Genomic DNA, 14,387 nt, shown 5'->3' with positions numbered 1-14,387 from the left:
TACGTAGTGATGAATATTTCATTTATAAAGGAGGAGTGTAACATGGATAAATTCATGAAATCCTACATACCTTATCATGGTCCAAACGATCCTTGTCCTCCAATTGGAAAGAAATATTATTCAACTCCCCCGCACTTATATATGGGTTTCCAACCAACTAATTTACCCCAATTCACACCAAAAGAGGCTTTAAGAAAAGGGACTTTATGGCCTGCTTTTTATGATTATTATGAAAATCCTTACAAAAAAGGACGGTGAATAAAAACGTGACACAAACATTGCCTGATGAATATTACAAATGGATTGAAGAACTGCAAGAATTAGACTTTGTATTAGTTGAACTTACTCTCTATTTAGATACGCATCCCGACGATACTGCAGCTATAAATCAATTCAACGATTTTTCTTATAAACGAAGAGTATTAAAACAAAAAATTGAAGAAAGATACGGACCACTTCAGCAGTTTGGAAACAGTTATTCTAACGCTCCATGGGAATGGAGCAAAGGCCCTTGGCCATGGCAAATATAAAGTGAAACTTTAATCAGTGGGGGTTTTGTTCATCCCCCACTGATTATTAGCCTTCACCAATCGAGCGTTTACGGGCAGCAGGGCTTCCACCCAACTTCTTTGCTCCAGCCGAATTTTGAGGTGGGAGTCTTACTGCCCGCAAATAGTGGGATAAAGGAGAGAAACTATGTGGATTTATGAAAAAAAATTACAATATCCTGTTAAAGTGAGTACTTGTAATCCAGCACTCGCAAGATTATTAGTTGAACAGTACGGTGGTGCGGACGGCGAACTAGCTGCTGCTCTTCGCTACTTAAATCAGCGTTATACTATTCCTGACAAAGTCGTTGGCTTACTAACTGATATTGGTACAGAAGAGTTCGCCCATTTAGAAATGATTGCTACAATGATTTATAAATTAACAAAAGATGCAACACCTGAACAAATGAAAGTTGCCGGATTAGACGCGCATTATGCGAATCATGACAGCGCTTTGTTTTATCATAATGCAGGTGGTGTTCCTTTTACTGCTACTTACATTCAAGCAAAAGGAGACCCTATCGCAGATTTATACGAGGATATTGCAGCTGAAGAAAAAGCACGAGCGACTTATCAATGGCTAATTGATTTATCAGACGATCCCGATATAAATGATAGCTTACGCTTTTTACGCGAACGAGAAATTGTCCATTCTCAACGTTTCCGAGAGGCTGTAGAAATTTTAAAAGAAGAACGTGATAGGCAAATTTATTTTTAATACACATATCCTAGCGATATGTGTTTTTTTACGTTAAAAGTCAAATCCTTCCTTCATTAACATATAAATAGTATATTTATTCAATTTTACGCATTATTTTAAAATATTTTTAAAATTCCCTCTTGCTTTCTAGTCATCAGACCTTTAAAATAATAACAGTTACTCGACAAATTATTTGAATTTTCGACAAAAACACTCATTAGGAGGATTTTCTTTATATGCGTACAACTTTAAAACCAGCGCAAATACTTTCGATTAGTTTACTACTATTCGCAGTTTTCTTCGGTGCTGGTAATATGATTTTCCCGCCCCTTCTTGGTCTTTCTTCCGGAGAAAATATGTGGGTTTCCATTACAGGATTTATTATTACGGACGTCGGTTTATCTTTACTAGCTATCGTGGCTGTTGCCCTTGCTGGTGGTAGTTTTAATACTTTAGCAAGCCGTGTTCATCCAAAATTCGCAGCAGTATTCGCTATCATTATTTATCTTTCAATCGGCCCACTATTTGTTATTCCACGAACTGGAACTGTATCTTACGAAATTGGAATCGCACCACTCTTCCCGGATCAATGGTACTCTATGTTAGTCTTTAGTGCGATTTTCTTTACAGTCGTCTACTTCTTATCATTAAATCCATCCAAACTAGTAGATCATATCGGAAAAATATTAACGCCAATTTTACTTGGAATTATTGCAATTATGGCAACAAAGGCGATTCTTTCACCAGGATCGTTCGCAGAACCTGTTGGTGACTATAAAGAAATCCCATTTTTCAAAGGATTTCTCGAAGGCTTTTTAACATTAGATGCAATCGGGGCTCTCGTATTATCAACAATTGTTGTAAATGCAATTCGCCAAAACGGTATACAAGATAAGAAATCCATTGCGAAATATACAATTATTTGCGGAAGCATTGCTGCCCTTTTCTTAACAATTGTTTATTTCTTACTCGGTTATATTGGCGCTTCAAACGGAAACTTAGGACAATTTGAAAACGGCGGTCAGCTATTAGCTACTGTTATGTATCAATTCTTTGGGACAAGCGGGAATGTTTTATTAAGTATCGCAATTATCTTTGCTTGTTTAACGACTGCAATCGGTGTTGTAAGTGCATTCGCAAACTATTTCGCAACAGTGTTAACGAATGTTTCATACAAGAAACTGGTACTATACGTTTGTATCTTTAGCTTCATCATTTCAAACTTAGGCTTAAGCTTATTAATTAAAATTACATTACCTGTATTAATTATTTTATATCCAATTACCATCATTTTAATTTTCATATCATTTATTGATAAATATACGAAACGTAAACCTTCTGTCTATATCGGAGCGATGATCGCGGCATTCATTATTAGCTGTATTCATGCACTTGATAATGTGGGAATGATTCCAAACTTTATCGCTAATATCGTACACACTATTCCTTTTTATAACTTAGGAATCGGCTGGATCGTTCCGGCAATAATCGGTGGTATAATCGGATACTTTATTCCGCAAACAGAAGCTGAAGGTGAAGTTTCTGCAAAATAGAAAGAAGCAAGCATTGATTATGCTTGCTTCTTTTTTATTTTCACATCGTATGTTTAAACGTAAATAGCTCTTCTTTTGACTGCACAGCAGGTTGTTCCTTTTCTACATCTGTCTTCTTTATCTCACCGCCTAACCTTACTTTCATCATCGCTTCTTCTATGCTTTTCACAATCATATTTCCTGAAAAGATAGTAAGTCCAAAAAATGTAATTGGAACGAGAGGAATCCACGGATGCACTGTTAATGATCTAAAATAAACTCCAATTAAACCTGACCATTCATGTGTGTAAGAGTCTATTTCTTCTACCGGTCCTAAAAACTTAACAGTTCCGCCAAAGAATACTTCCAGTAACCCTAAGTGCAGTAAAATAGTAAGAGTCTGCGTAAACTGCTGAAGAAATACAAGTATAAACGTCATATATAGGTGCGGAAAAAGATGCTTTATAACAATATGTCTTCTTGATCCACCTAATATGCGCGCGGCATCAATAAATTCTTCCGTTTGTAATTTACGAACTTCCTTCGCAACATACAGTGCAATAACTGGCATCACAAGCATTACAAGTAATACAACTTGAAACGAAGCCCTTTCAAAAAAAGTTGTTGTTTCCTCTCCACTTCCAAATCTATTCACAGATTGAAGAAAGAAATACGCAATCATAACCGTCGGAATAACTGTGAAACTATCAAAAAAAGCCTCAATCTTTGAAAAGCCTCTTTTTATATATGTTCCGAGTACAACACCGAAAAACACACCTATTACCATTCTAAGTGCCGCAATTAAAATAGATATACCAATCGTCCACTTCGCGCCTTCAATGACTAAATGTAAAAGGTCATATCCTTTCCGGTCTGTCCCGAGTAAAAATTGTAATGAAGGTGAAAATGGTGGCACTTCTGGGTTTCCTGACGCATCATATTGCAGTGTAACTTTTTTAATCTGTCCATCATTCCATATCATATTTCCGATGCTCAAAAGAACTAATATGAGAAGAAACCCAATGCTTATCCAAAACCTTTTATCGCGTTTTATATACGTCCACATATTATAATCTCTCCTTCATCGCAGCTGGAATGAGGTAATGAAACAATTTAAATAAAATAAAAATTGGAATATAAATAAGCAGCACACTAACGATGAAAACCTCAACCCTAATACCCTCATACGATTTCAAAAACATAAAAATACCACCCGTATTAAAAATCCATTCTATAATATATAAATTAGATAACATAAAAAAAACATTCGTTTTCGCAAAGAAAAGTGTACTAAGCAACACATTTCGTAAAATATGACGATTTAAAATATGAAAGCGATCCAGCCCTTTCGCTTTAGCAAATAGTACATAATCTTTTTCCAGCTCATTTTCAAAACGAAGCACTAACATTTTTACAAACATAATCGTAGTCGGTATACTCAAACAAAATATTGGCAATCCTCTAATCGACTCGCCTCCGATTGACGCAATTTGAAAAGGTAAAAAACCTGTTTGTTTAAAAAACCATATAACTAAAATTTGTGACACTAAAATAAGAAGAATGTCTGGAATGGATTCTAGGAAGATAAGAAATGATTTAATTCGATGTTGTATACGCGGTGAACTACTCATAATCATATAAACGATACAAAATGCTACAAATAATGAAATGAAAAAAGCGGCCAAAAAAATAACAATCGTTTCTTTATAATGGACAAACAACTGTGGGAATAAAAATTTATCTCTCACATATTGCAAATTGGAGAGATCCATTAAGTTCAAAAATACTTCTTTTAAACTCTTTATGTACTTTGATACATGCAGCTCAAATCCATAAAATAATTTCGGCAGTGCCCCTAAACAAATAATCCCCAAAATCGAAATAATAAATTGAATCGTCATTTCCATCCCATTCAAAAATACTTTTTTGACCATTTTTCCCCTTCTCTCTCTATGATTTACCCTTCAATTTTATTCTCAATTTTCTGAATTGTAAATATTCAAACATAAAAAATCGCTAGGTTATGATCCCAGCGATTCCGTATGCACATGCTTTTCTCTTTTCGCAAACGGCATATACAAAATAAAACATCCAATCAAAGCCGTAATCTCCAATGAAATAATATAGTAAGGATGCGGACCTAACATATCAAGTAATGAAGCAGTTTCTGGCTTATGAGCTAAAAACATATAATTACCACCTGTTTTAAAATTCACAAACGAAACGATAGGAATTAAGATGTTTAAAAATATCATCGTACGCTTAATAGATTGTAATGTTGGACGATATCCTTCCACCCAAGTCATAAAGAGCGGTGCCCAAATGAGCAATATATGTGCGATAAAAAACTCAATGAAACGAAAATGCGGAAAAGCATATTGCACGTTTGGCGTTAAAATGGCTTGTGAGGCACCAATAATTCCTGTGAAAAATACAATCTCATATATTCGATAACTTTTCGTTACAATCATAATCGACGCTAACAATAAACTTATCGTACATAACTCAAACGGTAATGAAGTGCCTAGCTCAAAAATACCCGCTTTCCATTCCCACATATGAAGTCCAATCTCACTTCCTACAAATAGAAATGCAATCGCATATCGAACCGTTATATTCCACTCACTTTGACGTAATACATCTTGGTATTGATACAGAAAAATTATCCCCACCAACACAATAAATAATATAATGGCATGTTGTCTTGAGTATGGAATAAATGGTTTTAATGGATACGCACTAAAATAAGCTTCCATCTTCCTTCCTCCTCTCCTTCATACAATATTATTGTAAGAAAGAAACAACGAGTCAATTCATCTGCTTAAAGCATAAGTTTCACTAGGACAACCTCTACCTTACATTTGCATATCCATACCTTACAAAACTGTAAGGTTATTGTAAGCTAAAACGATTTGTCAGATTCTTCACCTCTTCTATACTTAATGTAGATACTAAAACGAACGAAAAGGTGATAAATAGATGAAGAAGAAAAATAAAGTGTTAATTACTAGTGTAGTAGCAATCGGAATTGCAGCTGGATCATATTTTGCTTTAGCTGGCGGTAGTTCAGAAGTAGCAATGGCATATGGCGGTTATAAAGTTACGGAAAAACAAATTGAAAATGCACAAAAATTTGGCGGCGAAGTTATTCCAAATGGAATTGAAACAATTTCATTCGATCCAACAAAAGGTACGTATGAATTAGCTGTTAAAAAAGGTGATGAAGTAAAAAAAGGTCAGCTTCTGTTTAAATATAATGACCCTACCGCTAAACAAGGTGTAACGGAAGCAGAAATGCAGAAGAAAATCGCACAAAAAGAAGTAACATTGTATCAAAAACAAATTGATGCAGCGAAACAAAAATTACAAAAAGATAAAAATGCCGGCCTTCCTCAGGAAGCATTAAAAGCATCGGAAATCGAAGTGCAACAATTAGAATCACAACTTGAAATGAAAAAGTTTGAAGTAGAAAAAGCTGATGAAATGATTAAAGCAGCAAAAGAGAAAGTAAACACACTTTCTGTAACAAGCCCTGCTGATGGTGTAATTGACGATATCGTAAAAACTGCTGATGAAAAAACAGGTATGAGTGGCATTACTCTTCGTCACGCTGGTCAATTTAAAGTAAAAGGTCAACTTTCTGAATATGAACTTGCTAGTATGAAAGTTGGGCAAGAAGTAACTGTTTCATCAAAAACGGTCGCTGGTAAGACTTGGACAGGAAAAGTAACGGAAATCGGTTCTACACCATTAAAGAGCATGGACGAAAATAAAACTGTTTCTAACTATCAATTCACTGTCACATTAGATAATAGTGAAGAATTACAAAACGGCTTCCACGTTTACGTAACAAGTAAATCTGGCGAAGCAACTGGTACAATTGTTCCGAAAAGCAGCATCGTGAAAAAAGGTGACAAAAATGTTGTCTTCGTTGTAAAAGATGGTAAAGCGAAAGAACAAGCGATTACTGTTGAATTCGAGACAGATAGCGAAGCAAAAGTTTCTGGAGTGAAAAAAGGAGAGCAAATTATCTCTAAACCTGAAAAAGACTTAAAAGATGGTATGGAGGTTGTCGTTGAATGATTAACTTAAAAAGCATCACGAAATCCTTCCAAAACGGTGCAGAATCCGTTCAAATATTACACGGAATTGACGTAACACTGAACCAAGGAGAATTCACTTCTATTATGGGACCATCTGGTTCTGGTAAATCAACATTAATGAACATTATCGGTTGCTTAGATAAACCAACGACAGGTACGTACGAACTAGCTGGTCAAAACATTTCAAACATGTCTGAGACCGAACTTGCACACGTTCGTAATAAAGAGATCGGGTTCATATTCCAAAACTTCATGTTATTACCGAGACTTACAGCACTTCAAAATGTAGAGCTACCTCTTATTTACGCTGGAGTCGATAAAAAAGAAAGACGCGAACGCTCATTAGCTGCTTTAACAAAAGTAGGTTTAGCTGATCGTGCTACCCACTTACCAAACGAATTGTCAGGTGGACAAAAGCAGCGTGTTGCCGTTGCCCGTGCAATCGTAAATAACCCGAAATTCATTTTAGCCGATGAACCAACGGGTGCACTTGATACGAAAACGAGTACACAAATTATGGATCTTTTTTACGAATTAAACAAACAAGGCTCAACAATCATTATGATTACCCACGATCGTGAAATCGGGGAAGCGGCAGCACGTCAAATTGTAATTCGTGACGGAAATATCGTCCAAGATTGGAGAGGTTAATTTTGAACACGAGTGAAAATATACGCATGGCCCTTTCCTCTATCTTTGCTCATAAAATGCGTTCTATCTTAACGATGTTAGGTATTATTATCGGTATTAGTGCCATTATTACTATCATTTCAATGGGTGATGGTACAAACGCAAAGTTTAAAAAAGAGTTAGGCCAAGGAAAAGATAATGAAGTAACGATTTACTACAACAACCCTGATTATGGAACAGATAGTGCCAAAATCACACCTGATATGTTAAAACGTCTTCAAACTGTGCCTGGTGTTAAAGATGTTTATCCAGATGTGAGTATGAAAGTAAAAGCATCTTCTGGTTCAAAGGATGTCTCTCTTGATTTAAAAGGTGGAACAGGCGCCTTTATGACAGATTCGAAGATAAAATTAGTTCACGGTCGTGAATTAAACGATAGCGAATTAAACCAAGCAATTCCTGCTGTTATATTAAATGAAGAAGCTTTCAATAAATTATTTAACGGTTGGGAATCAAATTTATACACTGATATAAAAGGAAAACCATATAAAATAGTCGGTGTGTACGAAACGAAAAATGAGTTTGGAATGGCTATGCCTGAAGGTTATACATCACTTGAAAACGCGCCTGTCATTTCAGGAGTAAATGAGTATGACTCTGTAAAATTAACAATGACCTCTCCCACAGAACGTAAAAGTGTAGAAAAACAAGCCGTTTCCGTTTTAAATGAAATGAAAGCTCCTAAATTTGAGCATAAATTTGAAGCTCAAGATATGGGTGAGTTTACGAAGCAATTAGATGAATCAATCGGTATGATGAAAATGGTATTCGGTGGTATTGCTGCTATTTCTTTACTTGTTGGTGGTATCGGTGTAATGAATATCATGCTTGTATCTGTAACAGAACGTACACGTGAGATCGGTATTCGTAAAGCACTTGGTGCAACGCGCGGTAAAGTATTAACGCAATTCTTAATTGAATCTTGTATTTTAACAGGACTCGGTGGTTTCATCGGATTCATGCTCGGTATCTTCTTCGCTTGGATCGTCTCAATCTTTGCCGGATGGCCACTCGTTATCTCAAAAGAACTTGGACTTCTTTCAGTAGGTATCTCAATGCTAATCGGTATTGCATTCGGTTTACTACCAGCGAACAAAGCTGCTAAACTTGATCCAATTGAATGTTTACGATATGAGTAAATAAAAAACGTAGGAGTTTACACTCCTACGTTTTTTATTTTATTGAAGGCAAATGCAATTTTATCGACGTTTTGACAAAAATAAGAACCTCTAACTTCTATTATATAAAGTGAAACTATACTCAGTGGGAGTTTTGTTCATCCCCCACTGAGTATTAGCCCGCACCAATCGGGCGTTTACGGGCAGTTAGTCTCCCACCTAACTTCTTTGCTCCAGCCAAATTTTGAGGTGGGAGTTTTACTGCCCACAAATAGCGGGATAATTCTACTGTAATTCGTGAACCAATTCATAACGATATCGTCCCTTTAAATCATGTTTCTTCTATTATATATGTTTCATGTTACGAATATCTTTTTATCATTTAAACTTTCATTTCTTGCGAAAGCCATCAAGCAATCCTATTATTACAAAAATAATATGTAAAAGAACAAATTCAAGGCGTAATTTTTTCCATACTACAACTTATTTTGTAACAATTATATCTCTATTTCATTAAAATTAACCCTATATATATGACTTCACACACAAAAAAATTATATTTTTATAACTAAATTGCAATTTAAACAGTTAAATACCCCTATTTCGTAACGTTATAGAAATGACAGTGTAACTCTACTGATACATTATTAATCTATTAGTAATTAAAATAGTATTGATTTTATGAATACTATGTTCTAATCCCCTAAAAAACGCGAAGAAAACGCTATCAGGATATTAATGGAATTATTACAGAATATTAATGCCTCGTTACGAATGCTTTGTAGTTTTGTGTTTTCCGCAAATAAGAAAATAATGGTTGCTATAATGAGGTCAACGAAAACAAATGCAATGGAGGCTATTATGAAAAAATTTATGGGTATAGCAACAGCAGCGGTTTTTGGTCTTGGGATTTTCACAACATCTGCTAAAGCAGAAACAATCGTAACGACTGATGTACTAAATGTACGAGAAAACCCAACTACTGAATCACAAGTTGTCGGAAAGTTATTAGATGGATATAAAGTTAACGTTTTACATACAGAAAACGGATGGTCAAAAGTTAAATTAAATAGTGGTAAAGAGGCTTTCATAAGCGCTGACTACACAAAAGATACTTACTACGTAACAGCAAACGTATTAAACGTACGTGCTGGAGCAAATACAGATTCAGAGATTCTTGGTAAATTGAAAAAAGATGATGTAATCGAAACAACAAACCAAGTACAAAATGATTGGATTCAATTTGAATATAACGGCCAAACAGCTTATGTACACGTTCCTTACTTAACAGGGAAAGCGCCAGTTAAAGTTCAGCCAGTAGTTAAAGCTGAAAAAGTAACTAACGTTCAAGATACTGCTAAAGTTCGTGAAGCAGTTAAAGCTCAAGAGGCAGCTGAAGCTCAAGCAAAAACTAAAGCTCAAGAAGCGGCTAAAGCTCGTGAAGCAGTTAAAGCTCAAGAGGCAGCTGAAGCTCAAGCAACAGCTAAAGCCGGGGAAGTAGCTAAAGCTCAAGAGACAGCTAAAGCTCAAGAAGCGGCTGAAGCTCAAGCAGCAGCTAAAGCTCAAGAAGTGGCTAAAGCTCGTGAAGCAGCTAAAGCTCAAGAAGTGGCTAAAGCTCGTGAAGCAGCTAAAGCTCAAGAAGCGGCTGAAGCTCAAGCAGCAGCTAAAGCTCAAGAGGCAGCTAAAGCTCGTGAAGCAGCTGAAGCTCAAGCAGCTAAGGCTCAAGAGGCGGCTGAAGCTCGTGAAGCAGCTAAGGCTCAAGAGGCGGCTGAAGCTCGCGAAGCAGCTAAGGCTCAAGAGGCAGCTAAAGCTCGTGAAGCGGCTAAAGCTCAAAAACCAGCTACACAACAACCTGTTGCGAAAGAAACTGAAACAAGTGCACCATCTTCTTCTCGTGAATTAAGAGTTGAAGCAACAGCTTACACAGCAGATCCACTTGAAAATGGTTACAAAGCCGGAGATCAAGTAAAATCAGCTATGGGCCATAACTTAACAGCTAATCCAAACATGAAACTAATTGCAGTTGATCCAAGTGTAATTCCATTAGGTTCAAAAGTATGGGTTGAAGGTTACGGAGTAGCAATCGCTGGTGATACTGGTGGAGCTATTAAAGGAAATAAAATTGATGTTTTAATGCCAGATAAAGGTACATCAAGTAACTGGGGACGTAAAACAGTTACAGTGAAAGTTTTAAACTAATTACTATATAAAAAAGAGTCAGTCTCAACGTTGAGGCTGACTCTTTTTTTATGATTCTTACATTCCTTCTCTTCCCTATTCCACACAAGTAAACTGCGTCCAAGCCCCTACATAATCTAGTAAGAATAGTTCTTCTTCAGCAATTGTACCGACAATATTTTTCCGTTCATCTATCGGCATTTCTTTCAAGATGATTTGTAGTTCACCTTTATACTTTCCGAATAGGTTATTACCAATCACCACTTGCCCTCTTTCCTGTGGTACACTTTCGCGCATAGGGAAGTCATAGCCTTTATACTTTTTACGTACTTCTGTAGAACGTACCATATATTCTGTTATGTCACCGCGTCTTACGTGTAATTCTTGCAGTGTCGCTCTCTTCTCTACTTCAGTCGCTTCGTCTACAAATTGTACTTTTAGCTGTAACATGTAACGATTTAAGTTTCCTAGTTTCTCTAATTCTTCTTCGCTCGCATAAGCATTTCCGATAATAACATCATCAATAAGCCCTGTTGCCCATAAATGTTTCGCTTGTACTTCAATTGGTAAATTACGATGTTGTTCTAATGTACATAATCCATCATTAATATCCCATGGACCGATGTCAGCTGCATGCGATGTAATAAAGGCTGCACTGCGAATACCATGCTTTTTGAAGCGTTCACTACAGCGAATGAAATAATCATACGGAAGGCCAGTGAATTTTTGCGGATAAAAATTGTGACAACCAATTAAAGCTGATTTATTCGCTTGATGCGAAAGGATATTTTCTAAATAGGCAATATCATTACTTACATTCAGCTCAATTTTTAAGCCATATGGATTATTCGTCATTTTCGCTTCTGTTAACCCGTCAAACCCTACATCTAAACGAATTCCATCTGCACCTAACTCTGCAAAGAATGATAGATCACTATAACTAATACCAAGTTGATCGAATACAGCCGGAGCTACATCTAAAATAACTTCCATATCGTGCTCTTTTGCATGTCCAATAATTTCTTTAAATTCAGCTACGATTTCCTCTTTCGGACGATTAACAGATAGTAAACAAGTGAATATTCTTGAAAACCCGTGACGTGCCGCTGCTGAAATGTATGCCATATCTTTTTCTTTCGTTGAATGCTCTGGATAAAGTGAAATTCCTAATTTACGCTCCATGCTTTTGCATCTCCTTCACACGTTGTATTAATGCCATGCTCGTAAATCTATATTTTGCAGATAAACATGTTGCACATAAAATCGTTGGTACGATAATAAAGAATGGTGATTGTAAGCTAAATGCTACATAAGCTCCCATTGAACATCCGATAAATAATATCGACACAAGTAGTAAAACTAATAACGATTTACTTTGTACCCACTTTGAATAATGCGCAATACACTGCCCCGCTACGAATGTAATTAAGATGATAATTGCTCCGAGCATTCTGATTTCTCCTCTCCTGCTAATTGTTGTTTCTCATACATTTTGAAGAATGGGTAGTAAATAACGAATGAGATAACAAAGTTAACAAGTACAAGTACACCAGCCATAATTGTCCAGTCCGTACTAATAATAGCTGCAATTGGCGCTAACATCGTAAATGGCAGCTTCGCCATCATCAATGGAATCATACCTGAAACAACTGCGAAATATGATACTGTCGTTGTAACTAACGGTGTAATAACGAACGGAATAATTAAAATTGGATTCATTACAATTGGTGCCCCGAAAATAATTGGCTCGTTAATATTGAATAAACCTGGTACGAATGATAATCTACCTAACTCTTTTAGGAACTTAGATTTAGAGAACATAAACATAATTACTAAAGCTAACGTTGAGCCTGATCCACCAATCCATACGAACCATTGAATAAATTGCTCTGTAAATAAGTTTGGTAATTGATGTGCATTTCCTGTAGCCGTGAATACTTCCATATTTTCAAGAATTGCTGAATCCCACATTGGACGAATGATTGGTCCTAAAATCGCTGGACCATGTATACCGAACGACCAGAAGAATACGATTAGGAATACTGTTAATAAACCACCGAATAAATTATTACCTACTAATACTGACTTTAATGGTGCAATTAAATATGTGATCGTTGTATTTACATCAAATTTCAAACCGTAACGAATGCCCCAGAATAAAAGAATAACTACTAAAGTTGGAATTAATGCTGCAAATGAATTTGCAACTGCTGGTGGTACACTGTCTGGTAATTTAATCGAAATATTATGCTTAATCATGAAATGATAAATTTCAACTGCAATTAATGCTGTCACAATAGCTCCAAATAAAGACGTAGCACTTAATGTCCCTACTGAAATATATCTTCCTGCATCAATAACACCTGGTACAGCTTTTGTTATTTGAATAGGTTCAACTGATGCTAGTAAAAAGGCGAGTACAGATAATAATCCTGCACTTAACTGATTGAGCTGATAAAAGTTCGCGAGTGAGGCCCCTACCCCAAATGCTGCGTATAAAGCCATTAAACCTACTGTAAATCGGAATGGAATATCTAAAATATGGCGAAACGGTGCAATCCACTCCATATATGCATCAATTGGTAAATTTAAAAAGATAACGAAAAATGACCCGACAATCGTTAACGGTAATGTAGAAATAACACCATTCCGAATTGCTAATAAATGTCGTTGCCCCGCAATCTTTTGCGTTGTCGGCATAATCTTCTGTTCCATAAAACTCATAAAACCATTCATCGATAACCCTCCCTATGTTCAATCTGTCGAAAACAAAAGTTATAACATTATAATGTTTATATTTAAAAAAATATAATTACGCTAAAACTAACTGTTCAGCTTTCTTAAGTACTTTCAAACCATCACACATGCCATAATCTCGTTGCTCTATAATTGCAACTGGTATATCGTATGACTTCGCAAGAAACTCTATCGCTGGAAACAAATACTTCACCTGTGGTCCGATTAAAACAACATCAGCATTTTTTATTTCCAGTTTCACAAGTACCGAATCAACTGCTTTAATTTTATAATCCTTCCCTTGTTTCTTTGCCTCTTCTTGCATTTTTCTTACAACCATACTCGTTGACATGCCTGCTGCACAACATAATAAAATGTACATATTATACTGTCACTTTCTCTTCCACTCGTTTATGAAGAGTAATAAATTCCTCAGCAAGTTCTTTCACTGTAATGGCATTCATTAAATGATCTTGTGCATGCACTAATAATAAACTTATTTCTGCATGATTTCCCCTTGCTTCCTCTTGAATTAAATCCGTTTGAATACGATGAGCGGATGATATTTCCTCACTAGCAAGTTCCATCTTTTCACTCGCATTTTGAAAATCTCCTTGTCTTGCAAAAGCAATTGCTTCAAGTGCCGCGCTTCTCGCGTTACCACCATGTAAAATTAACGCAAATGGAGTTTGCATATCAGTCATTTTAAATTCCTCCAAGCTATGTTTTTTCTATATTTTTATCTTATTATGAAAACGCATACAATTAAACATAAAAAACTT

At 36.0% G+C, this 14,387-nt stretch carries 16 protein-coding genes; 8 read left to right on the top strand and 8 right to left on the bottom strand.

Annotation, left to right across the window (positions count from 1 at the left end; genetic code table 11):
* Positions 1-42: 42 nt before the first annotated feature.
* The 4 genes from NSQ47_RS24755 to brnQ2 all read left to right on the top strand — a co-directional run bounded on the left by NSQ47_RS24755 (position 43) and on the right by brnQ2 (position 2,801).
* Complete coding sequence (locus tag NSQ47_RS24755; protein ID WP_000357172.1) at positions 43-258, top strand: spore coat associated protein CotJA; 216 nt, start codon at positions 43-45, stop codon at positions 256-258.
* 8 nt (positions 259-266) lie between these two features.
* Positions 267-530, top strand: a complete 264-nt coding sequence (locus NSQ47_RS24750; RefSeq protein ID WP_000194952.1) for a spore coat protein CotJB — start codon at positions 267-269, stop codon at positions 528-530.
* 166 nt (positions 531-696) lie between these two features.
* The gene (cotJC, locus tag NSQ47_RS24745) at positions 697-1,266 is read left to right on the top strand and encodes a spore coat protein CotJC (protein WP_199692872.1); all 570 of its coding nucleotides are present in this window, start codon (positions 697-699) and stop codon (positions 1,264-1,266) included.
* Between the two features lie 218 nt (positions 1,267-1,484).
* Positions 1,485-2,801 (top strand): branched-chain amino acid transport system II carrier protein BrnQ2, encoded by a 1,317-nt coding sequence (gene brnQ2 / locus NSQ47_RS24740; RefSeq protein WP_341038168.1) that lies wholly within the window; start codon positions 1,485-1,487, stop codon positions 2,799-2,801.
* A 40-nt stretch (positions 2,802-2,841) separates the two neighbouring features.
* On the opposite strand, the gene NSQ47_RS24735 is transcribed toward brnQ2, so the two are convergent.
* The 3 genes from NSQ47_RS24735 to NSQ47_RS24725 form a co-directional block, all read right to left on the bottom strand.
* On the bottom strand, positions 2,842-3,846 hold the full coding sequence (locus tag NSQ47_RS24735; RefSeq protein ID WP_016103806.1) for an ABC transporter permease: 1,005 nt from the start codon (positions 3,844-3,846) through the stop codon (positions 2,842-2,844).
* Position 3,847: 1 nt separating this feature from the next.
* Positions 3,848-4,714, bottom strand: coding sequence for an ABC transporter permease subunit (locus NSQ47_RS24730; RefSeq protein WP_131232347.1), 867 nt, complete (start codon positions 4,712-4,714; stop codon positions 3,848-3,850).
* A gap of 87 nt (positions 4,715-4,801) precedes the next feature.
* Positions 4,802-5,536, bottom strand: coding sequence for a YwaF family protein (locus NSQ47_RS24725; RefSeq protein ID WP_002159175.1), 735 nt, complete (start codon positions 5,534-5,536; stop codon positions 4,802-4,804).
* Between the two features lie 223 nt (positions 5,537-5,759).
* On the opposite strand from NSQ47_RS24725, the gene NSQ47_RS24720 reads away from it, so the two are divergent.
* The 4 genes from NSQ47_RS24720 (at position 5,760) to entC (ending at position 10,890) form a co-directional block, all read left to right on the top strand.
* Positions 5,760-6,863 (top strand): efflux RND transporter periplasmic adaptor subunit, encoded by a 1,104-nt coding sequence (locus NSQ47_RS24720; protein WP_002159176.1) that lies wholly within the window; start codon positions 5,760-5,762, stop codon positions 6,861-6,863.
* Entirely contained in the window at positions 6,860-7,534 is a 675-nt protein-coding gene (locus NSQ47_RS24715) for an ABC transporter ATP-binding protein (RefSeq protein WP_002159177.1), read from the top strand. Before NSQ47_RS24720 ends, NSQ47_RS24715 begins: the two co-directional genes overlap by 4 nt.
* A 2-nt stretch (positions 7,535-7,536) precedes the next feature.
* Positions 7,537-8,712, top strand: coding sequence for an ABC transporter permease (locus NSQ47_RS24710; protein ID WP_002159178.1), 1,176 nt, complete (start codon positions 7,537-7,539; stop codon positions 8,710-8,712).
* Between the two features lie 717 nt (positions 8,713-9,429).
* Complete coding sequence (gene entC, locus NSQ47_RS24705) at positions 9,430-10,890, top strand: cell wall-binding protein EntC (protein WP_341038165.1); 1,461 nt, start codon at positions 9,430-9,432, stop codon at positions 10,888-10,890.
* Between the two features lie 75 nt (positions 10,891-10,965).
* On the opposite strand, the gene NSQ47_RS24700 is transcribed toward entC, so the two are convergent.
* From NSQ47_RS24700 to NSQ47_RS24680, 5 genes are all read right to left on the bottom strand, one after another.
* A complete protein-coding gene (locus NSQ47_RS24700) occupies positions 10,966-12,051 on the bottom strand; it encodes a DUF871 domain-containing protein (RefSeq protein ID WP_341038164.1) in 1,086 nt (361 codons plus the stop codon).
* Positions 12,041-12,319: a hypothetical protein gene (locus tag NSQ47_RS24695; RefSeq protein ID WP_002150399.1), complete on the bottom strand. Its 279-nt coding sequence runs from the start codon at positions 12,317-12,319 to the stop codon at positions 12,041-12,043. Before NSQ47_RS24695 ends, NSQ47_RS24700 begins: the two co-directional genes overlap by 11 nt.
* Entirely contained in the window at positions 12,295-13,605 is a 1,311-nt protein-coding gene (locus NSQ47_RS24690; RefSeq protein ID WP_002201677.1) for a PTS sugar transporter subunit IIC, read from the bottom strand. Before NSQ47_RS24690 ends, NSQ47_RS24695 begins: the two co-directional genes overlap by 25 nt.
* 76 nt (positions 13,606-13,681) lie before the next feature.
* Positions 13,682-13,987 carry a PTS sugar transporter subunit IIB gene (locus tag NSQ47_RS24685; protein ID WP_341038163.1) on the bottom strand — a complete coding sequence of 102 codons (306 nt, stop codon included), beginning with the start codon at positions 13,985-13,987 and terminating at the stop codon, positions 13,682-13,684.
* A gap of 1 nt (position 13,988) precedes the next feature.
* On the bottom strand, positions 13,989-14,309 hold the full coding sequence (locus NSQ47_RS24680; protein ID WP_002125414.1) for a PTS lactose/cellobiose transporter subunit IIA: 321 nt from the start codon (positions 14,307-14,309) through the stop codon (positions 13,989-13,991).
* Positions 14,310-14,387 lie beyond the last annotated feature (78 nt).

Origin of the sequence: Bacillus sp. FSL R10-2780, assembly GCF_038006125.1 — a bacterium.
Classification (GTDB): domain Bacteria; phylum Bacillota; class Bacilli; order Bacillales; family Bacillaceae_G; genus Bacillus_A; species Bacillus_A cereus_U.
This window is presented reverse-complemented; position numbering and strand designations above follow the sequence as displayed.